This is a genomic window from Paraburkholderia sp. BR14320 (genome assembly GCF_040948665.1).
GTDB classification, from domain to species: Bacteria; Pseudomonadota; Gammaproteobacteria; order Burkholderiales; family Burkholderiaceae; genus Paraburkholderia; species Paraburkholderia youngii.
Genome location: NZ_JBFPKG010000002.1, coordinates 201,027 through 223,275, shown reverse-complemented (window position 1 = coordinate 223,275; position 22,249 = coordinate 201,027). Strand labels below are relative to the sequence as shown.

13 protein-coding genes and 3 pseudogenes are annotated in these 22,249 nt (G+C 65.1%); 15 read left to right on the top strand and 1 reads right to left on the bottom strand.

All coding sequences use genetic code 11. From position 1 onward, the window contains the following. Positions 1-157 precede the first annotated feature (157 nt). Entirely contained in the window at positions 158-2,080 is a 1,923-nt protein-coding gene (locus tag AB3X89_RS03690; RefSeq protein ID WP_368581877.1) for a potassium transporter Kup, read from the top strand. A gap of 249 nt (positions 2,081-2,329) precedes the next feature. Here the strand turns inward: AB3X89_RS03690 and AB3X89_RS03685 are convergent. Continuing rightward, positions 2,330-2,841 (bottom strand): annotated as a pseudogene (locus tag AB3X89_RS03685) (hypothetical protein). A gap of 405 nt (positions 2,842-3,246) precedes the next feature. On the opposite strand from AB3X89_RS03685, the gene AB3X89_RS03680 reads away from it, so the two are divergent. From AB3X89_RS03680 to AB3X89_RS03615, 14 genes and pseudogenes are all read left to right on the top strand, one after another. Next, positions 3,247-3,462: a hypothetical protein gene (locus tag AB3X89_RS03680; RefSeq protein ID WP_368581876.1), complete on the top strand. Its 216-nt coding sequence runs from the start codon at positions 3,247-3,249 to the stop codon at positions 3,460-3,462. Between the two features lie 122 nt (positions 3,463-3,584). Next, positions 3,585-3,806, top strand: a complete 222-nt coding sequence (locus AB3X89_RS03675; RefSeq protein ID WP_368581875.1) for a hypothetical protein — start codon at positions 3,585-3,587, stop codon at positions 3,804-3,806. 55 nt (positions 3,807-3,861) lie between these two features. After that, positions 3,862-4,551 carry a response regulator transcription factor gene (locus AB3X89_RS03670; RefSeq protein WP_368581874.1) on the top strand — a complete coding sequence of 230 codons (690 nt, stop codon included), beginning with the start codon at positions 3,862-3,864 and terminating at the stop codon, positions 4,549-4,551. Then, the gene (locus tag AB3X89_RS03665; RefSeq protein WP_368581962.1) at positions 4,541-5,821 is read left to right on the top strand and encodes a sensor histidine kinase; all 1,281 of its coding nucleotides are present in this window, start codon (positions 4,541-4,543) and stop codon (positions 5,819-5,821) included. The genes AB3X89_RS03670 and AB3X89_RS03665 overlap by 11 nt, the downstream gene beginning before the upstream one ends. Before the next feature lie 585 nt (positions 5,822-6,406). Continuing rightward, positions 6,407-7,801, top strand: a complete 1,395-nt coding sequence (locus tag AB3X89_RS03660; RefSeq protein ID WP_368581873.1) for a TolC family protein — start codon at positions 6,407-6,409, stop codon at positions 7,799-7,801. After that, entirely contained in the window at positions 7,798-8,862 is a 1,065-nt protein-coding gene (locus AB3X89_RS03655; RefSeq protein ID WP_368581872.1) for an efflux RND transporter periplasmic adaptor subunit, read from the top strand. Before AB3X89_RS03660 ends, AB3X89_RS03655 begins: the two co-directional genes overlap by 4 nt. A gap of 42 nt (positions 8,863-8,904) precedes the next feature. After that, entirely contained in the window at positions 8,905-12,018 is a 3,114-nt protein-coding gene (locus AB3X89_RS03650; protein ID WP_368581871.1) for an efflux RND transporter permease subunit, read from the top strand. 20 nt (positions 12,019-12,038) lie between these two features. Beyond that, positions 12,039-13,406 (top strand): HAD-IC family P-type ATPase, encoded by a 1,368-nt coding sequence (locus tag AB3X89_RS03645; RefSeq protein WP_368581870.1) that lies wholly within the window; start codon positions 12,039-12,041, stop codon positions 13,404-13,406. 15 nt (positions 13,407-13,421) lie between these two features. Then, on the top strand, positions 13,422-15,887 hold the full coding sequence (locus AB3X89_RS03640) for an HAD-IC family P-type ATPase (protein WP_368581869.1): 2,466 nt from the start codon (positions 13,422-13,424) through the stop codon (positions 15,885-15,887). After that, positions 15,884-16,306 (top strand): surface-adhesin E family protein, encoded by a 423-nt coding sequence (locus tag AB3X89_RS03635; protein WP_368581868.1) that lies wholly within the window; start codon positions 15,884-15,886, stop codon positions 16,304-16,306. The genes AB3X89_RS03640 and AB3X89_RS03635 overlap by 4 nt, the downstream gene beginning before the upstream one ends. 137 nt (positions 16,307-16,443) lie before the next feature. Continuing rightward, positions 16,444-17,649: an MFS transporter gene (locus AB3X89_RS03630; RefSeq protein ID WP_368581961.1), complete on the top strand. Its 1,206-nt coding sequence runs from the start codon at positions 16,444-16,446 to the stop codon at positions 17,647-17,649. Positions 17,650-17,682: 33 nt separating this feature from the next. Beyond that, positions 17,683-18,039 (top strand): annotated as a pseudogene (locus tag AB3X89_RS03625) (undecaprenyl-diphosphatase); the annotation flags it as partial. A 970-nt stretch (positions 18,040-19,009) separates the two neighbouring features. Continuing rightward, the gene (locus AB3X89_RS03620) at positions 19,010-19,843 is read left to right on the top strand and encodes a DUF932 domain-containing protein (RefSeq protein WP_368581867.1); all 834 of its coding nucleotides are present in this window, start codon (positions 19,010-19,012) and stop codon (positions 19,841-19,843) included. 131 nt (positions 19,844-19,974) lie between these two features. Continuing rightward, a pseudogene (locus AB3X89_RS03615) lies at positions 19,975-22,216 on the top strand (ParB/RepB/Spo0J family partition protein). Positions 22,217-22,249: the final 33 nt, after the last annotated feature.

Below are 22,249 nucleotides of genomic sequence, written 5' to 3'. Positions count from 1 at the left end.
CGCCATGGCAGCGGTCAGTTCGTGCACTTTCCGGGACCAGGTGTTCTACCAGGCATTCTGTGACTGTGCTAGTCGTACCCGGCGCGCGCAGGCAACATGGAGACTCGCTACAACGCCGGGTCAGATTTCATCCGGCATCTTTCGGAATGAAAGTTCCATGAACAACATGTCCACCATGCAGGCTTCGCCGTCTGCGCATCGCGCGACAGGAACGGCAGCCCTCGCACTCTCCGCGCTCGGTATCGTGTTCGGTGACCTCGGCACGAGCCCCTTGTACGCATTGCAGGCCGCTTTCGGCGGCGCGCTCTGCGTCGCGCCGACGCACGCGAACGTGATCGGCGTCGTTTCGCTGTTCCTGTGGTCGCTGCTGCTGATGGTCAGCGTCAAGTACGTGCTGGTGCTGATGCAGGCCGACAACCGTGGCGAAGGCGGACTGCTCGCGCTTCTCGCGCTGCTGGTCGGCGAGCGCACCGGACGCGTGACGCGGGCCGGCGCGTTGCGCTGGGTGTTCATGGCCATGTTCGGCACCGCGATGCTGTACGGCGACGGCGTCATTACGCCCGCGATCTCGGTGCTGAGCGCGATCGAAGGGATCGAAGTGGCGACGCCCGCCTTTGCGCATTACACGGTGCCGATCACGGTGGTGATCCTGGTGGCGCTATTTGCGGTGCAGCCGCTGGGGTCCGGACGCGTAGGGGTCGCATTCGGTCCGATACTGACGGTCTGGTTCGTGGTGATCTTCGGCTTGGGGCTGGTCTCGCTCGTGCAAACTCCGGCCATCCTCGCCGCGTTCAACCCATTGACCGGTATCGAATTCTTCGCGCATAACGGCTTCAAGGGTTTCGTCGCGCTGGGCGCCGTCGTGTTGTGCCTGACCGGCGGAGAGGCGCTGTACGCGGACATGGGCCACTTCGGCGCGCGGCCGATCCGTCTCGCGTGGTACGGGCTCGCGTTGCCCGCGCTGACCGTCAGCTATCTGGGTCAGGGCGCATTACTGTTGCGCAATGCCAGTGCGGCGGCCCGGCCCTTCTACACGACGGTGCCGTCCTGGGGCCTCTATCCGATGGTGGTGCTGGCCACGTTGGCGACCATCGTCGCATCGCAGGCGCTGATTTCCGCAGTGTTCTCATTGACGCGCCAGGCGGCGCAGCTTGGCCTGTCGCCGCGCGTGAAGGTCAAGCACACGTCGTCGAGCGCAGAGGGGCAGATTTATCTGCCAGGCCTGAACTGGGTACTGATGGTCGCGACCATCGCGGTGGTGCTCGGCTTCCGCACCTCGGACAGTCTTGCGGCCGCTTTCGGTATAGCCGTATCCACGACAATGTTGATCACGACCATGCTGTTCGCCGCATTCGCGCGCGTGCGGTGGAACTGGCCGATCTGGCGCGTCGCGCTCGTGGCCGGCATCTTCATGGTAGTGGACGTGGCGTTCGTCGCGGCGAACGCGATGAAGTTTGCCGAAGGCGGCTGGCTGCCGCTCACCATCGGCACATTGACGTTCCTTGTGTCGACGTCATGGCTTATCGGATTGCGAGCGTTGCAACGCGCTCGCAGGGATACGCAGCTGCCGCTGAACTCATTTGTCTCAAGTATTGCCATGGCTCCGCCGCACCGCGTGCATGGTACGGGTGTATTTCTGATGGCCGCAGGAGACTCGGTGCCGACCACCATGCTGCATCACCTCAAGCACAATCAGGTGCTTCATGAGCAGGTAATTCTGCTGACCTTATTGACGGAGGAGATTCCTCGTGTCGCAGAGACAGAACGGTTCAAGGTGGAACGCCTTGAACAAGGCTTCGTGCGAATCGAGGGACGCTACGGCTATCTTGAAATGCTGGATGTGCCGCAACTTCTCGAACAGGCACTCCGGCACGCGGGATGTACGCCTTATGACCCGATGACAACCACCTTTTACCTCGGGCGTGAATCGTTCGCCATACAGAGGAAAAAGAGCTTAGGACGTTACGTGCTGCTAGCCCTGTTTACTCTGCTGCGCAGGAACGAACTGGATGCGACTGCTCATTTGGGCTTGCCTCCCAACCGGGTCGTGGAGATGGGGGCGCGGCTGGATCTTGTTTAAAGTTTGGGCAGCAATGACCGGATCGGTGAATGTCCGTGATGCGGCCGTCAGCAGCCGCACAACGTCTGATCGCCGACCGTCAGCTGTGGCCGACGACTGCACATTGAGTATCGGGCGGGTTTCGGAGTGGACCGGCCGTTCAAACGACCACCGCATGACCCAGGCGAGCGGCAGAAAGTGGCCGGTTTGCGACTCACAGTCGCTTAGCGCTGCGTCTGGATGCTCGCCGAATCATCAGCACATCGAATATCAGTTGGAAAGAAGCCTTCCAGCGACGTCGAGCGTTTGGCTCGCCAGCGCGAAGTCCCGCCATGGATCAGCCGCCAGAAAACTGAGATATTCGCGGGCGTTCGCAATGGTCCATTGCGATGCACTTTTGAGCGAATCAAGCTGCTCCCATGAGATGGGCATCGACACTCCGAGGCCATGCCTTGCTCTCGCCGAGAAGGCCGGCGCGGTCGTCTGTGCCATCCCGTTGCGCAGATAGTCGACGTAGACTTTCCCAACACGATGGCCGGGCCGCACTTCGACGAAAAGCGGTCCGGGATGACGGCGGCGATACGTTGCACGAAGGCACGCGAGAATTTCTTGACGTCCGCATAGTCTATCGTCGGCGTCAACGGGACGACAACATGCAGCCCTTTGCCGCCGCTCGTTTTGAGCCATGCCTGTAGACCAAGTTCAGTCAGCAGTGTGCGCACGAGAAACGCAGCCTCTTTCAACCGCTCGCATACCGTCTCCACGCTGGGCTCGTACGGCATTCGTATGCTTGTCCGGCCTGCGGTCGCTCCCTGCTCGCTGCGGCCTCGCTTCGCCGCTTGCGCGCGAAGACCGGTATTGACGCTACGGGACTGGATCGCCTGCGCGCATGGCACGATTACTTCTTCCGGTATGTGCAGTTGCTCGGCCCGGGCAGGCGCCGGATGCGCGATGCGGCCGGGCAGTACCTTCTCGGCGAAGAAATCCGGGCATGTTCGGATTTCCTCCGTCGTCTCACGTTTATTGGCGAGCTGGAACGACACCTTCGCCGCCCGCACGAGTTGCCCGGCGTCGATCCCGTAGGCGACGCCCGTGCACAAAGCACGGGTGGCTCCCGTGCGTCAGTGTGCCCACCGGCCCGCTGCGCGTGGACGGCCGACTGGCCACACGTCGACCAGACATGCATCATGCTGTGCGCCGCTTACAGGAAGATCAGGAAAAATCGTGTGCGCCGTCTGGCGCGTTCAATGCGGCCCGTACAGCCAGGGGCCGGCTCCGTTCGCCATTCGCCCGAATTCGGATTGTTGCTGTGCGACGGCAAGACCACTGCCCAGTCGATTGCCCTGCTGGGATGGCGCCTGTCCTGGGAGCGGCGCTTCAGCATGCAGACGCTCATGCGCTGACACGGAGCTTATCCGCCTTTCGGCCTGCTCGAATGGCTGGCGTTCATGCCGGCCCATTTGCCGCCCACAGCCGACCCGCAGGGCTGGCTGCATCGCCATTTCGTTCACGCACTGGCTCCAACTTGGAACGCATGGTGTGCGATCGCTTGCGGCAGCAGGAAAGCGGCTGCTACGTCCTCTCACCGTTGCTTTTCCCCACGCGCCTGCTCTGGCTGGATTTTCCCGACGACGGGCATGTGAGATTGCACCGGGCCAACCTCAAACCAGGCGCGAGAAACCGGCACTCCCTCGTTGACATCGTTCAGCAGAACGACGAGGAGATCCCCGACAACGGCGGCGCCTGAAATTTTGCGGTAGCATCGGCCCTCTTGCAGCCCCCAGCGTGATGAACGGATCTCCATGAAAGTGCTCATTGTCGAAGACGATTCCGCGATCGCTGCAAACCTCTACGACTATCTCGAAGGCAGCGGCTATGAAGTCGATTTGGCTACCACTGGCAACGCAGGGCTGCAGATGGCGCTCGCCGGGTCCTGGGACGCCATCCTGCTCGACCTGGCATTGCCGGGCATGGACGGACTCACACTCTGTCGCAGGCTGCGCGAAGAGGCTGGCCGGGACACACCCGTGCTGATGCTGACCGCGAGGGACGCGCTTGACGACAAGCTTGAAGGCTTCGTGCACGGTGCCGATGATTATCTGGTCAAGCCGTTCTCCCTGAAGGAAGTCGATGCACGTCTTGGCGCGCTGATCAAACGCTATCGCGGGCGGGTCGCCACCATGCAGCTCCGGTTTGCGGATGTGCGGCTCGACCTGTCGACCATGACGGTCGAACGCGCCGGGCGTCCGGTCAAGCTCCCCCCCAAATGCCTTCAGCTGCTGCGTATCCTGATGCAGTCGCCCCAGCGCACGTTCAGTCGGGCCGAGCTCGAGTCCGAAGTCTGGGGCGAGGAGCTGCCCGACAGCGACACGCTGCGCACGCACATTTACACTCTGCGCCGGGCACTTGGCGAGCCGGGCGAGGCCGGTCTTGTCGAGACCATCCATGGTGTCGGCTACAGGCTCATGGCGAGCGGTCATGATGCGAAGTAGCCTACGCTTCAAGGTCGCGCTTTTCTTCTCGGTGCTGACCATTGCGCTGTTGCTCGCCCAGGCGCTGGGCGTAAGAACACTCGCCGAGGCACAGGAAGAAAGGCTGATTGCGGCGCTCATCAGCGACGACATGGCCAGCGTGCTCAAAAGCTACGAAACCAACCCGTCCCTACTGCCACCATTCGATATGCGGATGAATGGCTATGTGTCAGGCGCCGACCACCGGGCCATGGCCCTGCCCGCTACGGTCAGGGACCTGCCCTTCGGCACGCACGAAATCATCATCGACGGACGCGAGATCCATGTCGCGATCGCGCCACTCGGCACGGCGCGCCTGTATCGCATTTACAACTTCAGCAGTTACGAACAGCATTTCAAGGAGGTCATCAATGCCCTGATGGCAGGCACTGGCGTCTTTGCGCTCCTCACGATCTGGCTGTCCTTCGGACTGTCGGGCCTGCTGGTGCGGCAGGTGGCGGGCCTTGCGCGGCAGGTGAAGACGTTCCGGCCCGGCGAATCGGCGCCGGTCCAGCCCGGGAAGTACGACGAGACAGAGCTCGTCGGACTCGTGGAGGCTTTCAACGACTACCACCGGCGCATGGCTGACATGATCGAACGCGAGAAGGAGTTCACCGGCAATGTCAGCCACGAGTTGCGCACGCCGCTCACGACGATCAAGACGAGCTGTGAGCTTCTCGAGCAGGATATGGCGATCAGCGGCAAGTCGCGCGCGCGGCTCAATCAGATCGAACATGCGGCCGACAACATGCGCGAACTCGTCAACGCGCTGCTCATGCTCGCGCGAGAAGAGTCGGCAGGCGATGTCGAGCCGGTGGCGATCGCGAACATGATCGAAACCGCGTTGACACCTTTCGCCGACCGGCTCGTGCAGAAGGGACTCGATACCGTCATTGACGTGGATCGCGATCTTCGGGTCGTGGCAAGCCGGCCTGCGCTCGCGATCGTGCTGTCCAACCTCATCGACAACGCCGTCCGGCATACCGAACGCGGACGCCTTCTGTTTCGCTACGCCAACGGCTGGTTGTACATCGAAGACACGGGGCCGGGCATTCCAGCGCATGCGCTCCCGCACGTCTTTGACCGATTCTACCAGGCAGGATCGCCACGAACCCCGGCGCCAGGCATCGGAATCGGCCTGTCTACTGTCAAAAAGCTTTGCGACCGCTACGGGTGGTCAATCGAGATCAGCAGCGAGCCAGGCCGGGGTACCTGCGTGTCGCTTCGTCTGCCAGCTGCGGGCCGGACCTGAGCCGGATCCACGGGAGCCGGACGGGTTCCTGACGAAACGTTCACAAGCCGCCGCATGGCACGGACTCATCGGCTAGGTACCGCGCGTTTGCGCAACGGATCCGCGACCGCCTTATGAAGGAGTCGGCGATGAAATCGCTATGCTCTTTGTCGCATCCTCTGCCATTTTGCCCTCGCTTTCATTTGCCCAATCAACGACCAATCAACACCTGACCCGACGCGTGCCGAGGTCCAGGGCGAGTTCACCTCTGCCGAACAACATCCGTAGATGCATCAACCCGGGAACAGCTACCCGTCTTCCAAAACGATATCTGAAACGGTCTGGGACACGGTCCAGTTCCGAGCCGTCCATGAACAGGAGCGCGCAGGCAGGCGCGCCAGTGTGGCAGCCGTCAGATCAGACGCTGTGCAGGCACCATTAAGAGCGACTCACGCATACCGTATGGACAGGACAAGCGTCAATGCCCCATGCCCGCCCCGGCGTTGGCCGGCAGCGCCTTCTTGACGAAAACTTCACAACCGGTGGCGTAGCATCCGCCCCGGAAGCTGCCCCGATGGGCGGCAGAACGTCCGATGGGATGCCAACATGCGCCGCACGGTATCGATAGCCTTCATTGCTTTCGCCGGGGTGGCGGGCTGTACGACCTACCGCCCCGTGCCGATTGCCGCCGCCCAGCTTGCCCAGGAATTCGAGCAGCGCTCGCTCACGAGCGCCGAGCTGCATGCCTACGTGGTGCGCGAGACAGGCCACGACGCTGCGCTGTGGCCGCCTGTCCGCTGGAACCGCGAGCTGCTCACCCTGGCGGCCTTCTACTACAGCCCCGCGCTTGACCTTGCCCGTGCACAATGGGGCACGGCCAAGGCCGGCATCGACGTCGCCAACGCGATTCCCAACCCGGTCCTGCAGGTGCCGTTCCAGTACAACACGCCTAACCCGGGGCCTGGGGCACCCTTCACCTGGGGGCCTTCGCTCGATATCCCGATCGAGACCGCGCACAAGCGCGGCTACCGCGTCGACCAGGCATCGCACCTGTCGGAAGCGGCACGCCTTGCCATCGGTAACGAGGCGTGGAAAGTTCGCGCGCAGGTTCGCGACGCGCTGCTCGCGCTGTATGCGGCGCGCGAGCGCAGCGCGTTCCTGTCCCGCAAGGCCGACGCCGCGCAGCAGATCGTCCAGATGGTCATGAAGCGCCGCGCAGTCGGCGAAAACTCGGGACCGGACGTCAATGCGGCGGTGCTGGCAGCCACGCAGGCGGAGGCCGATGTGGCCGCATCCCGCAGCGCGGAGCAGGACGCACGGGCCCAGCTCGCAGCGGCGATTGGCGTACCGGTAGCCGCGCTCGGCATCGAGCTCGATCTCGACGGGTTCGGCACGGCGCCGCCTGCGCCGCCGGCGGCCGACGCACAGCGCGACGCGATCCTGCATCGCGCCGACCTGCTTGCGTCGCTCGCCGACTACGCCGCGGCGGAATCGGCACTCCAGCTCGAGGTGGCAAAGCAGTATCCGGACATCCATCTCGGCCCCGGCTACACGTACGACACGGGTACGCACAAGATCGGATTCGGACTTGCCGGCATCATGCTGCCCATCTTCGACCAGAACCAGGGCGGCATCGCGCAGGCCGAGGCGAAGCGCAGGGAGGCCGCCGCACGCACGACAGCACTGCAGGACACGATCCTGGGTGATCTGGATCATGCACTCGCGCGTTACCGCTCCGGTCTCGACGCGGTGCAGCTTTCGGCGCGCCACCTCGCAACCGCACGGCGTCAGCTCGACAGTCAGGCGGCAGGCTTCGCCGCAGGCAACACGGACCGCCTGACCTTCACGCAGGCGAGCGCCGACTATGAAGCAAATGCGATCGCACACCTGGACGCAGTGGTGGCCGCGCAACAGGCGGCCGGTGCGCTTGAAGATGCCATGCAACGGCCCCTTGCCTCCGGTGCGGCCAATGAATCCCTGACCCAACAGGAATCCCGATGAAATACCGGTTGCTCCTCCTCTCCACCGTCACGATCGCACTGGCGGCCGGCGCGGGCTGGTACATCTATCAGACGCTCTACCCGAACCCGTCGGCATCGCCAGCGACTGCACAGACAGCGCCCCAGCCAGCGGTACAGACGGTCAATGGCGAAACCGTGGTCGTCCTCGCCCCCGAGGTGCAGCGCGCAAGCCACATCGAGGTCTCGCCGCTCGTCGCGACGGCCATGCGGCCTGCGCGCAGCGCCTATGCGACGGTCATCGACCTGCAGCCGCTCCTTGACCTGCGCAGCCGGCTGGCTGCCGCACGGGCCGATCTCGACACCCTGACTGCGCAGGCCGGCAACTCGCGTGTGCAATACGAGCGCAGCCGCGTGCTGTTCGAGGACGACCGCAACGTCTCCCAGAAAAGCCTGCAGGATGCGCGCGCGGCCATGCAGGGCGATCAGGCGAAGCTGCAGTCGGCCGCAGCCACGGTCAGCGGCCTCACCGCGACGATGCGCCAGCAGTTTGGCGACGCACTCACCGACGCCGCGACGGCACCGGCTTCTGGCCTGTTCCAGCGCCTGCTGTCGGGACGGGGGGCCGTGCTGCGCGTGACGCTGCCTGCGGACGGCAGCGACCCCGCGCCTGCGCGCATCACGGTGAATGCGCCGGACGGCCAGCCAGTGCCGGCGCAGAAGCTCTCGGCCTCGCCCCTTGCCGATCCATCCGTGCAGGGCAATCCCTGGTTCTACGCCGCCGACCGTGCGCTGCCAGTCGGCACCCATACCAGCGTCGACGTGCCATCAGCTGATCCGGTCACGTCGACGCTCGCGATCCCGGAGCGCGCCGTCATCTGGTATGGCGGCGAGACCTGGGCCTACGTGCAGACCGCCCCCGATCGCTTCACGCGACGCTATGTGGCTGCAGGCAACGAGAGCGATCAGGGCTTCGTCGTGACTTCCGGGTTTCATGCCGGCGACCGGATCGTGACGCAGGGCGCCCAATTGCTGCTGTCAGAGGAACTGAAGCCCCAGGGCATTGCGACGGCCTGCAAGGACCCGCCCGAGTGCGACGACTGACCCGTCCTCCAGCTTCGCACTACACGAACCCAACGACTGCCCATGCTCAACGCAATCATCCGGTTTTCGCTGCGTTTTCGCGGCGTCATCTACGCGCTGGCCGTCATCACGGCTGGCTACGGTCTTTTTACGCTGACGCGCGCCAGGCTCGACGTGTTCCCGGAGTTCGCCCCGCCGATGAGCATCGTCCAGACCGAAGCCCCGGGCCTGACCAGCGAACAGGTCGAGACACTCGTGACCCAGCCGCTCGAGAATGGCCTCGGCGGCATGGTCGGGCTGCAGTCGATGCGCTCGAAGTCGATGCAGGGGCTGTCCGCCATCACGCTGGTATTCGACGCGCACGCGAACGTGATGCAGATCCGCCAGCTGGTCTCCGAGCGGGTCAATGCGCTCGCGGCAACGCTGCCGGCCGGCGTCATGCCGCCGCGACTCCTGCCGCTCACGACCACGACCAGTGTCGTGCGGACCATCGGCCTCACATCGAAGACGCGCTCGCTGATGGACCTCTACGACGTCGCGCAGTGGACCGTCAGGCCGCAGCTGCTGAGCGTGCCGGGCGTCGCGGACGTCATCGTGTTCGGTGGCGACGCGCGCCAGCTGCAGATCCAGGTGGACCCCGCGAAGCTGATGCGTTACGGGCTCTCGATCCAGGACGTGATTGCCGCGGCACGCGTGTCCACGGGCGTGCGGGGTGCCGGATTCATCGAGAACGACAACCAGCGCATCGCCGTCAACGCCGACGGCCAGATCGCCACACCAGAGAAGCTCGCCGGTATCGTGCTGCACTGGAGCAACAGCGCGGCCGTCCGTCTTGGGGACGTCGCAACCGTCGCCTGGGGCAGCGCGCCCGCGGTGGGCGCGGCCTCGGTGATGGGCCAGCCGGGCGTGATGCTGGTCCTCGAAAGCCAGTACGGCACGAACACGCTCGCGGTCACGAAAGACATCGAGAAGACGCTTGTCGCGCTCAGGCCAGTCCTCGCGAAGCAGGGAGTCGACGTCAACGCGAACGTGTTCCGGCCGGCCAGTTTCATTGATGCATCGGTCGGCCACCTGCGCACGGCTCTGCTCGTGGGCGCGGCGTTGGTGGTCGCGGTGCTGTTCCTGTTCCTGCTCAATGTGCGCACAGCGGTCATTTCCGCCGTCGCGATCCCGCTGTCGCTGCTCATCGCCATCATCGTGCTGACGTCGTTCGGGGTGAGCCTGAACACGATGACGCTCGGTGGCCTTGCGATCGCGCTCGGCGAAGTGGTCGACGACGCGATCATCGATGTCGAGAACATCTACCGGCGGCTGCGGCAGAACCGGAAACTGCCTGCACCGTTGCCCGCGTTTCGCGTCGTGCTGCGCGCCTCGCTCGAGGTGCGCAGTGCCGTGGTGTTCGCCACCTTCATCGTGATGCTGATCTTCCTGCCGGTGCTCACCCTCTCGGGCGTGGCCGGCAAGCTGTTCGCCCCGCTCGGCATCGCGTACATCCTCGCCGTGCTGGCCTCGCTCGGCGTCGCGCTCACGCTTACGCCCGCGATGGCGCTTGCACTGCTGGCGAAGGGCCCGTTGCCCGAGCACGAGCCGCGACTGATTGCGCGTCTCAAGGCGCGGTACATCGCGCTGCTGATGAAGGTTGAGCAGCGTCTGAAGACGGTCATGATCGCGGTCGCGCTGATGTGCGCCGCTGCACTGGCCGCGCTGCCGTTCATGAGCGGCAACTTCATTCCCGAGCTGCGCGAGGGACACTACATCGTGCACATGGGCCTCACGCCTGGTACGTCGCTCGCCGAGTCGATGCGCATCGGCACCCAGGTGTCGCAGGCGCTGATGCAGGTGCCCGGCGTGCGCCTTGTCGCACAACGCGCGGGCCGCGCCAATGAAGTCGTCGACCCGGCCGGCGTGCAGCTTTCCGAGTTCGAGGTCGATCTGGAGCCGATGAGCGCGTCTGGTCAAAGCTGGACGCTCTATCGCATCCAGCAGGCGCTCGCGCGCTTTCCAGGACTGACCACCTCGGTCAACACGTTTCTGGTCGAGCGTATCGACGAGACGATTTCGGGCGTCACGGCTCCGGTGGTTGTCAACGTATTCGGTGACAACCTCGATGTGATTGACCGCAAGGCGCAGGAGATCGCCCGGCTGCTTGGGACGATCCGGGGTGCAGCGAGCGTGCGGGTGGAATCGCCTCCCGGCATTCCCGAACTCGAAGTGAAGCTCAAGCCCGACCAGTTGAGCCGCTGGGGCTTCAGGCCGGTGGAGGTGCTCGACGCGATCCAGGCGGCGTACCAGGGCACGACGGTCTCCCAGATCTACCAGGGCAGCCGCACGTATGACGTCACGGTGGTGCTGGCCCCCGCGGCGCGTGGCACGCCTGCCGACCTCGGCGCGCTGATGTTGCGCAACCCGGATGGCCTTGCCGTGCCGTTGCGTGAACTCGCGACAATCGGCCAGGTCTCGGGCCGCTACCAGATCACCCACGACGGTGGCCGGCGGATGCAGACGGTGTCCGTCAATCTCGGCAGCCGCGCGGTGAGCGGCTTCGTCAGGGAAGCTCAGGCGCTCGTGAACCGCGAAGTCGTCATGCCGCAGGGTACGTATGCCGTGTTTGCCGGTGAAAGCGAAGCGCGTGCTCAGTCGCAGCGCGACCTGCTCGCGTACGGCGCCATGTCTCTCGTCGGCATCGCGCTGCTGCTGTTCCTTGCGATGAAAAGCCGCCGCGGTGTGCTCCTCGTGATGGTCAACCTGCCGTTCGCGCTGGTGGGCGGCGTACTGAGCGTGGTGCTGACGGGCGCCAACCTGTCGCTGGGCGGCATGGTGGGCTTCGTGACGCTCTTTGGCATCTCGCTGCGCAACTCGATCATGCTGATCAGCCATTATGAGCATCTCGTGCACGTGGACGGCCTGGCGTGGGGGCCGGACACGGCCGTGCGCGGTGCATCGGAGCGGCTGGTGCCGATCCTGATGACCGCGCTCGTGACCGCGCTGGCGCTGCTGCCGCTTGCGGTGACGAGCGGCGCGGCGGGTAACGAGATCGAGCGGCCGATGGCGATCGTGATCCTGGGCGGCCTCATCACGTCGACAGCGCTCAACCTCATCGTGCTGCCTACGCTCGCGCTGCGCTACGGGCGCTTCGAGCGCGATGCGCTGGCCGAACCGGGCCCGACAGCCGCATAAGCCGGGAGAGGAGACGCCCCGTGGACGAACTGAAACCTGTCGCTGCACTCCCCGACGGCCTGACTTCGTCTGAGGTGACCGGGCGCAGGCAGCGCGGCGACGTCAACCGGATCAGGCGCCGCACCAGCCGCAGCCTCGCCGACATCGTGCGCGCCAATGTGTTCACGCGCTTCAACGCACTGCTCGGTTCGCTGTGCGCGGTGGTACTCATCACCGGACCATGGCAGGACGCGCTGTTCGGTGGCGTGCTCGTCGCGAACTCGCTCATCGGCATCGTTCAGGAATGGCGTGCGAAGCGCACGCTCGACCGTCTCGCGCTGCTGCACCAGCCACGCGCGCGCGTGCGTCGCAACGGGCAGACCATCGGGATCGACGTCGCCGACATCGTGAAAGACGACCTGATCGGGGTTGAGCGCGGCGAGCAGATCGTGGTCGACGGGGTCGTTGTTGCTTCGTCCGGGCTGCAGGTCGACGAGTCGCTGCTCACCGGCGAATCCGATCCCCAGGACAAGGCGTGTGAGGCACCGTTGCTGTCTGGCAGCTTTGCCGTCGCGGGACAGGGCTGGTATCGGGCAACAGCAGTCGGACAGGAGGCGTGGGCGCACCGGCTCGCGGCGCAGGCGCGGCGATTCGCGCCTGCACGTTCGGAGCTCGCGGCCGGCATCAACCGCATTCTGCGCTATGTCGGGTGGGCCATAGCGCCGCTATCGGTGCTGCTTGTGGCGACGCAACTGCTGCGGGCGATGCCCCTGGCCCAGGCGGTGCTGTTCTCCGCCGGCGGGGTCGTCGGCATGGTGCCGGAAGGACTCGTGCTGCTCACGAGCGTGGCACTCGCGGTCGGTGCGATGCGGCTCGCGCGGCGCGGCACACTGATGCAGGAGCTGCCGGCCATCGAGACGCTGGCGCGTGTCGACGTGGTGTGTATCGACAAGACGGGAACCCTGACACAGGGCGAGCCGGTTCTCGAACGGATCGAAGTGCTTGCTGGCGACGGGGACGCGCACGATGCGCTCGCGGCGCTGGCACTTGGCGAACCCGCGCCGAACGCGACACTGCGCGCCATCGCACTGAACTGCACGGCGCCGCCGGGATGGCATGCTACGAACACCGTGCCATTTTCCTCTGCCCGGAAATGGGCGGGCGCATCGTTCGGCGAACACGGCGCCTGGGTGCTTGGCGCGCCCGATGTCGTGCTCGCAGGCACCGCTATGGCCAACGACGTGAGCAGCACCGTCTCCCGCCATGTCCGTGAAGGTCGCAGGGTGCTGCTGCTTGCCCGCTCGGACCAGCCGCTCGCTGATGACACGTTGCCGGGCACGCTGACGCCAGTCGCGCTGGTGCTGCTCGCGGAGCGCATCCGCGACGATGCGCCCGGCACCGTGGCCTGATTTGCCGCACAGGGCGTGTCGCTGAAAGTGATCTCAGGCGATCACCCGGAAACGGTGGCCGAGGTCGCACGACGCGTTGGCATAACGTCCGCACAGGCGGGCGTCGATGCGCGCACCCTGCCCGACGGCCCTGACCTGTCCGGTGATCTGATGGAGCGGGAGTGCGTATTCGGCCGCGTCTCTCCACAACAGAAGGCGGCAATGGTGGCCGCGTTGCGCAGCCGCAGCCATGTGGTCGCGATGGTTGGCGACGGCGTCAATGACCTGCTTGCGCTCAGGGAAGCCGACATCGGTATCGCCATGGGCGGGGGCAGCAGCGCCGCGGCGGCCGTTGCCCAGGCTGTGCTGACCGACAACCGCTTCGCGAGCCTGCCCGCGATCGTGGACGAAGGCCGGCGGGTCATCGGCAACATCGAGCGCGTGGCCAACCTGTTCGTGACGAAAACGGTCTATGCGATGCTGCTCGCTTTCGCAGTAGGCATCGCCGATCTCGCCTTTCCGTTTCTGCCTCGCCATCTGACGCTGGTCGGTTCGCTGACCATTGGCATCCCGGCCTTCTTCCTGTCGCTCGAGGCCAGCGCCGAGCGCGCAAAAAGCGGCTTTGTCGAGCGCGTGCTGCGCTTCACGGTGCCCGCCGGCGTGCTGGCTGCCATCGCAACGTTTGCGACTTACGCGATCTCGCTCAGCTATCTGCACGGCACGCTCGATCAGGCCCGCACTGCGGCGACGGTAACACTGTGCGCCATTTCCCTGTGGATTCTCGCCCGGCTCGCACGCCCCCTGAACACCTCGCGGCTCGTAATCGTCGCCGGGATGGCTGCCGCGTTCGCTGTCATCGTCGTCGTTGCCCCGTTGCGGACCTTCTTTGCGATCGATGTGCTACCGGTGCGGATATGGCTGGGCGCGGCCGGCATCGCAATCCTGGCCTGTGCGGGCATGCACGCGCTCACACCCCGATCCCGCGCGGGTGAACGACCACCGCCGCGCGGCGATACGGCGCCCGCCGGGCCGTTCCTGCCCGCGTTGCTGTCCCTGTGGCGGCGGCACGTCATTTCCGTCACCGCGACCCTGATGCTGCTCGCCGGCAGCACGTGGCTCTTCCTCGGCGTGCTGGAAGACGTGATTTCGCGGGATCCGCTCCTGCAGGCCGACCTGATAGTCTGGCGCGTGCTGCAGGACCTCCGGCCGTCGTGGCCCGAGAGCTTGATGACCGGGCTGTCCGAGCTGGGCGACGCCGCAGTGGTGGTCCCCGTCGTGCTGGTCGTGCTCGCCTGGCTGATCTGGCATCGGCTCTGGCGTACCGCGCTTTACTGGCTCGCCGCGGTGGGTGGTGCAGAGGCCATCGTCAAGCTGCTCAAGCTCGTGCTGCAACGCGCACGGCCGAATCCGTTTGCTGCAGGCATCGAGAGCTTCTCGTTTCCAAGCGCTCACGCGACGCTGGCCATGGTCGCTTACGGGTTCCTCGCGTTTCTCCTTTGCGAAGGCCGGCGGCATCGGACGCGTGTCGCGATTCTCCTCACCGCAACGATCGCCGTGACGCTGATCGCGGTCTCACGTCTCTATCTGGGCGTGCACTGGGTGTCGGACGTCGTCGCGGGCCTGAGCCTGGGCCTCGCCTGGATCGCGGTGCTGGCCATCGCGTACTCGCTCCAGAAAAATCAGCCCATCGGGTCGACGCGCCTCACGGGGATTGTCGTGATCACGCTGCTGGCCGGCGCCACGCTGCACATCGTCCGGCAGCACGAAGCGGACGTGGCGCTCTACGCACCGGCTCGCCATGTCGGGCGGATGACGGCCGCGCAATGGCGCTCGGATGGATGGCGTACGCTCCCCGTGGGGCGGGTCGCGGTGGTGGGCCGGATCGACGAGCCGTTCAGCGTTCAGTGGGCGGGATCCTCCGCAGCGATCGGGAGCGCGCTGGAGGCTGCAGGGTGGCAGACGGCGCGCAATGGACCGGCCTGGCTGCCGTGGGCTGCGCCCGGTGCGGTTGCCCTCAGGTTCCACGACGGCGCTTTGCCGACGATGACATTCGTGCAGGGTGACGCGGCCTTGCCGGACACGCTGACGGTACTGCGGCTGTGGCCGGGCGACTACGTCATTGAGTGGCCCGGTGGCCCGCCAGGCGATGGCGGCGATGTCCCGGTCTGGGTCGGCACCGTTACGCGTGAGCGCGCGCCGGCAGCCTGGTCATGGGCGTTCTCCGCCCCGTCGGTCGACGACGATTTTACGTCACCGGCCAGCGCGTTTGGCCAACAGTTCCCCGGCGCACGCAGCGTGACGCGCGATGACGCAGCAGGTGCGATTTTCCGGCAGTGGGACCGCCGCGTGTGGCTTCTGTGTGCTGACGCACGCGCGCAAGAACCTGATCCACGGGCGGCGGCGAACCCTGCGCTGGATCTCTGTGAGAGAGAGGAACGCAATGAACCCGGCACGGTGCATGGCGCGCCTGTCCCCGTATCCCCGGGCGGACGGAACTCATGAAGCAGTCGGGTCAGCGAGTGATCCTGGCCGCCACGGTGCTGGCCAGCGCCGCCGGCGTGCTCGCGGAGGAAGCCTGGGTGCGCATGGCTGCAAGCCCCGAGGTCCAGGTGTTTGTCGATGTAAGTTCGCTGACCAGGGACGCGCATGGCCTTCGCAGCGTGTGGACGAAAACACGCTATGCGTCTGAACAGGCAGACGTCGGCGTCCGTTATACGGCGGACATGACGCTCTTCGTACTGGACTGCGCCGGTGCGCGCTACGGCATCGCCGGCGGCAGGTTCCTCGATGCCTCGGGGAACGTCCTCCGGCAGTTCACGGGGCCAACCGGCGAGCTTCAGCCGATTCGCGTGGCGACGAAGGCTGACGCGGTAGCCAAGGCCGTCTGCGCGGTAGACGTCAATATCCAGCGAGGCAAGTAGGCATGGCAATGCTTGCGGGTGGTCGCGTCAGCCTTGCAGGACCGCCAACCGTTCAGAGCCCGGCCGATGCAAGCCTGCCGTGCAAGTCAACCGGCACTGGCGTATCACGATCGAATTCACTTTACCCATTGCGACCGATGACCCCTGATACCTCGACCGCCAACCGCATGATCGTTCCGCGCACGGTCTGGGCACTCGGCCTCGTGAGCCTGTTCATGGACCTGTCGTCCGAGCTGATCCACGCGCTGCTGCCGATCTTCCTCGTCACCACGATGGGCATGAGCGTCACCGCGCTGGGCGCACTCGAGGGCGCGGCCGAGGCAACCGCCATGATCGTGAAGATCTTCTCGGGACCGCTCTCCGACTGGCTGGGCCGTCGCAAGGGGCTGCTCCTGCTCGGCTACGGCCTCGCGGCCGTCACCAAGCCGCTCTTTCCGCTTGCAGGCACCCCCGCGGTCGTGGCGACCGCGCGGCTGCTGGATCGCGTCGGCAAGGGCATCCGCGGCGCGCCGCGCGACGCGCTGGTCGCAGACGTGGCGCCACCGGAAATCCGCGGCGCATGCTTTGGGCTGCGGCAGTCGATGGACACGATTGGCGCATTTGCAGGGCCACTCCTCGCGATCGCGCTGATGCTCGCATTTGCCGATCACATCCGGACGGTGCTCTGGTTCGCTGCTGTGCCCGCGTTCGTCGCGATCGCCGTGATCCTCCTCGGCATTCACGAACCCGAACACGCGCAGGCCCAACGCAGTTTCCGGTCGCCACTGCACTGGCGGGGGCTGCGCGACTTTCCGGCGCGGTACTGGTTCGTCGTTGCCATCGGCGCCACCTTCACGCTCGCGCGCTTCAGCGAGGCGTTCCTCGTGCTGCGCGCCCAGCAGACCGGCCTCGAAATGGCATGGATTCCCGGGGTGATGGTCGTGATGAGTCTGGCGTACTCGCTGTCCGCGTATCCCGTTGGCATGTTGTCCGATCGACTTGATCGCAGGACCCTGCTCGCGTGTGGACTCGTCCTGCTGATCGCGGCCGATGTGCTGCTCGGGGCGGGGACGTCGGTGACAACGGTGTTCACGGGTGTCGCCATCTGGGGCCTGCACATGGGCTTCACGCAGGGCATTCTCGCCGCGATGGTGGCCGAAACGGCGCCCGGCTCACTGCGCGGCACCGCCTTCGGCGTGTTCAATCTGGCCAGTGGTATCTGCATGCTGTTCGCCAGCGTCATCGCCGGCTGGCTGTGGGATCACCATGGCGCATCGATCACATTCTTCACGGGCGCGTCACTCGCCGTTGTGCCGCTGGTCATGTGCGGCCTGGCGCCGCGGCCGTCGATCCATGGCCGCTGACGCATTCTTCACCTTCACGACAAAATCATTGCAATGGAAACCATCGAGGCATTCAACCAGGCATTTTTCCGGATGATCAACGGCACACCGGCAACTCCGGCCTGGACGATCGGCACCGCGTCCGTCCTTGCCGACTACTTGATCTGGCGGGTTCCGCTTGTGCTGGTCGGCATATGGCTGACAGGGAAGGCGCGCCAGCGCGAACTGGCGCTGCGCGCATGCCTCGTCGCAATGCTGGCCGTGGGCGCGAACCAGCTGATCGGCCTCGTCTGGCAGCATCCCCGGCCGTTCATGCTCGGGCTCGGCCACACGTTCCTGGTGCACGCGCCGGACTCGTCATTTCCGAGCGATCACGCCACCGTGTTTGCTGGCGTCGCGCTGACACTGCTTGCGGGCGGACTGCGGTGACTGGGCGTCTGCACGGGTCTCGGCCGGCGAATCGCGGTGATAAACGGAACTATCCCAGGGTGAGAGTCGCGTCTCTTCCCCAGCAACCCGAGCATCAGGCTGGCTTCGAGTCGGAAGCGACTGGGTTAGCACCGCCTCTTGCAGTTCAATACGACGCAGACTCGAGGTGGAAACGTGTAGTAGTCAAGTTATTTTCCGGCGGGCAGCCAGGTCCCATCACTGTCGAATTCGCCTGCGTAGGTTGCGCGCCAGATACCCAGAGTTGAGTGCAAGCACACTGGGGAATATCCGCTTCGGCCCAAGACGCGCCCGCCATGATTAGAGCGAGAAGATCCGTTGTCAGGGGGCAGCCGACGCACCGCTCGTATCTCCGAGCGTCTCCTATGGCCGAAAACCCGCCCCGCGTCACGATGTCGGCAAGTTCCCGATCCCTTCGCTAAGAGAGGCCGGCGGCCGCGAGGCCGTGGAAGCGGAAGGCTGCAGAACTGCGGTCAGTCCGAGGAGGACGGGGGCATTTTGGCCTGCACTCGCGCACCATCGTTAATCACCCTATTGCGCCGATGGTCGGTCAGCAATTGAAGGCACAACAGTCAACCCCGTCGCTTTCTATCGAGGGCCGGCCTTCACGGCTATGCCCTTAGAACCGCTCCTTAATGCCCGGTCAACTCACGGCATGGCATGCACCCGGCTCCCAGCTTCCCGCCCTTGACCCGCGACAGTAGCCGATAGCGGGCGCGCATCAAGGGGCGAGGGACCGTGTTGCCCGCACCCCTCCCTCGCCTTTTTCCTTGACACCCGCCCGCTATCAGCTCCTCCAGTCGCACGGGCGGGAACCCGGGAGCCAGGCGGTAGCAACGCCAACCCCGAGTTCCACCGGGAAGTGTCCAGCCGCAATGGCAAGGCACCTCCCCTCGCCCGGTTCAGGTCCTCATCCTTGACTGTGGAGATTGCCATGCAACTCGCTTCCTCTTTCCATTACGGCTCCCCGATGCTGCGCGCTGACTCGCCTCTCTCAGACGACCAGATTCGCCAGGTTGCTCCCTCCATCTTCGCGGACGGCAAACACGAAAGCCGTTCCGAACGCTACACCTACATTCCCACCATCGACGTCCTGCGCGGTCTGCGCAACGAAGGGTTTCAGCCGTTCATGATCTGCCAGACCCGTGTTCGCGATCAGGGCAAGCGCGAGTTCACAAAACACATGCTGCGGCTTCGCCACGCCGACCAGATCACCGGCGAGGAAGCCGACGAAATCGTGCTGCTGAACTCGCACGACGGCACCAGCAGTTACCAGATGCTGGCGGGCACATTCCGGTTTGTCTGCCAGAACGGCATGGTCGCGGGCGAGAACATCGCCGATATCCGCGTGCCACACAAAGGCAACGTCATCCAGAACGTAATCAATGGCGCTTTCGACGTGCTCGACGGCTTCGACCTGATCCGCGAGCAGAAGGACGGCATGCGCGCCGTCGAGCTGAACCGCGACGAGCAGCATGCATTCGCCCGCTCCGCCCTTGCGCTGCGTTACGACCCGACCGACGCCGAGGCACCGGCCCCCGTCACTGAAAGCGAGCTACTGGTGCCGCGCCGTTTCGAGGATCGCCGTGACGACCTCTGGACCGTATTCAACCGCGTGCAGGAAAACCTCATGAATGGCGGGCTGCATGGACGCTCGCGCAGTGGACGCGCCATGTCGACTCGCCCTATCACCGGCATCGACCAGAACGTGAAGCTCAACCGCGCGCTGTGGATGCTCGCTGACGCCATGCGCCAGATGAAAACATAAGCGCCGCCGGGGCGGCAACGTCCCTCCGCCCCGTCCTACCTCGTTCCATCAGGATTCCTATCCGGGCATGTCCTGATGGAATCAGGCAGCACCCAACCCGGACCCTTCTTTTTAGCTTTCTGGAGTCAGTCATGCAATCTCAAGTCGAAACCCCTGCGGCAACCACTGACGAAACCGTTTCGCCGCTCGAAACCAACTTCGGCAACGAACAGCTGGTCGCCACCGTGGCGCATTCCAGCCTGCGGCCCTCGCCGCTCAACGCCCGCACGAAACCGCTCTCGAATATTCCGGCGCTTGCCGCGAGCATCCGGGCAAAGGGTCTGCTGCAAAACCTCGTCGTCCATGAGATGAAGGGATCGCGGGGCAAACAGCGCCGGTATGGGGTCTGCGCGGGCCAGCGTCGCAAAGCCGCGCTCGACCTGCTTTACGAGCAGAACCATATCGCGGCGGACTATCCGGTGCCGGTGCGGATCGTCAGCGAAGGCGAAGCCCTCGCCATTTCGCTGATCGAAAACAGCGAACGCGAAGGACTCGACCCGTTCGACGTGCTGCGCGCGTACCGGATGCTCGCTGAGGAAGGCCGCAGTGTCGATTACATCGCGGCGCTGTTCTCTGCCTCGCCACTCACGGTCAAGCGTCGCATGAGGCTCGCTAACGTGTCGCCCAAACTGCTCACGCTGCTGCGCGACGACGCAATCACGCTTGATCAGCTTGCTGCGCTCGCCCTCGCAGACGATCACGAAACGCAGGAAAAAATATGGTTCGACGCAAACGAGTGGCAACGTCAGCCGAACTACCTTCGGCAGTCGATCACGCGCGCCGAGATCAACGCGAGCCGTAGCCGTCTCGTACGCTTTGTTGGCCTCGCCGCCTATGAAGCAGCGGGCGGCTACGTGCGTCGCGACCTGTTCAGCGACGACGAGAACGCCGGTTATATCGTCGATGCGGAACTGCTGCAGAAGCTCGTCGCGCAAAAGCTCGACGCTGCTGCAGCCGAAGTCCAGGCCGAGGGATGGGGCTGGACGGAAACGCGAGTCGAACGCGATTTTGCCGAACTGAACCGCCACGGCAGGCTGCGCCCGGTGCAGCGCCAATACACCGACGACGAACAGCGCGAAATGGACGTCTTCACCGCGCAGCAGGACGAACTGGCTGAAAAGATCGAAGCACTGTCGGAGGGCGACGAAGATGCCTACGAGGAAGCCGACCGGCTCAACGACGAAATGGAGCAGGTCAATGCCGCGATCATCGCACTCGAAAGCCGCACGCTCGTATGGGACGCGCAGCAGATGGCCGAAGCGGGTGCATTAGTGATCGTCGGGCCGCAGGGCGAACTCGTCATCGAGCGCGGCCTCGTGCGACGCGAGAATAGCGCCGCGCTCGACGCGGCAGGCGCGACCGTCACTGGCACCGCCACAGCCGAAGGCCCGGATACCGTATGCGCGAAGGCTCCGAAGGTAAAACCCGTCCACAGCGCGAAACTCTGCCAGCGGCTCACGGCACACCGCACCGCTGCCGTCCACGCGGAACTGGTCGCGCAGCCCACTGTAGCGCTCGCCGCCCTGCTGCACCACCTGGTCCCAAAGGCACTGCCCGAGCACTACGGGCACGCGTCCTCACGCAGCTATTTCGCACTGTCCGGCGAGACCAACCACGACAGCCTGCTGCGCGCCGCCGACGACCTGTCCGCCAGCCCCGCATGGAATGCCATCGAAACGCAGCGGGCCCGCTGGATTGCGGAACTGCCCGCAAAGCGGGGTGACCTCCTGCCGTGGCTAATCGAACAGGATCCCGGCACGACGCTGCTCGACCTGCTCGCGTTCTGCACCGGCACCCTGCTCGACGGAATCGTGGCCGAAGAAAAGCCGCTTGCGATCAACACGCTCGCAAGTGCGCTGAACATCGACATGACCCGGTACTGGACAGCGACACGTGCGACGTATTTCGATCATGTCAGCAAGGCGCGTATCGCGGAAGTCGTGTCCGCCGCCGTGTCACCCAAGGCCGCAATCGACCTCGAAAAGATGAAGAAAGCAGACGCGGCAGCAGCAGCGGAGCTTCGGCTCGCAAAGGCAGCATGGCTCCCGGAAATCCTCACCGATCGTGAATTCCCGGCCATATCAACATGGGAAAACCGTGACGACGAGGATGAGACCGACAGCGACGACGCGGACACCGGAGACGGCGCGGACGAAACGCCGGAAGGCGAGACCCCCGGTGCGGAACCGGATGCATGTAACGGCACAGAACACGTCAACGACACACCCTCCCGACGCAGGAGTTGCGCCTGCCGCCGGTAGCCCGCTGACGCCGTGGCCCTTCCCGACTTCGGACAGCGTGAATGGCACGCAATCCCGCCCGCTCGCGACGTAATGCAACCCCTCGCCCAGGCAACGAGGCGAAGCA

What these genes read in the sequence shown, in the direction of transcription:
- AB3X89_RS03680 (WP_368581876.1), top strand. Translation starts at nt 3,247, where the DNA reads ATGCTGTGCGCCGCTTACAGGAAGATCAGGAAAAATCGTGTGCGCCGT.
- AB3X89_RS03655 (WP_368581872.1), top strand. Translation starts at nt 7,798, where the DNA reads ATGAAATACCGGTTGCTCCTCCTCTCCACCGTCACGATCGCACTGGCG.
- AB3X89_RS03670 (WP_368581874.1), top strand. Translation starts at nt 3,862, where the DNA reads ATGAAAGTGCTCATTGTCGAAGACGATTCCGCGATCGCTGCAAACCTC.
- AB3X89_RS03665 (WP_368581962.1), top strand. Translation starts at nt 4,541, where the DNA reads ATGCGAAGTAGCCTACGCTTCAAGGTCGCGCTTTTCTTCTCGGTGCTG.
- AB3X89_RS03620 (WP_368581867.1), top strand. Translation starts at nt 19,010, where the DNA reads ATGCAACTCGCTTCCTCTTTCCATTACGGCTCCCCGATGCTGCGCGCT.
- AB3X89_RS03630 (WP_368581961.1), top strand. Translation starts at nt 16,444, where the DNA reads ATGACCCCTGATACCTCGACCGCCAACCGCATGATCGTTCCGCGCACG.
- AB3X89_RS03690 (WP_368581877.1), top strand. Translation starts at nt 158, where the DNA reads ATGAACAACATGTCCACCATGCAGGCTTCGCCGTCTGCGCATCGCGCG.
- AB3X89_RS03660 (WP_368581873.1), top strand. Translation starts at nt 6,407, where the DNA reads ATGCGCCGCACGGTATCGATAGCCTTCATTGCTTTCGCCGGGGTGGCG.
- AB3X89_RS03650 (WP_368581871.1), top strand. Translation starts at nt 8,905, where the DNA reads ATGCTCAACGCAATCATCCGGTTTTCGCTGCGTTTTCGCGGCGTCATC.
- AB3X89_RS03635 (WP_368581868.1), top strand. Translation starts at nt 15,884, where the DNA reads ATGAAGCAGTCGGGTCAGCGAGTGATCCTGGCCGCCACGGTGCTGGCC.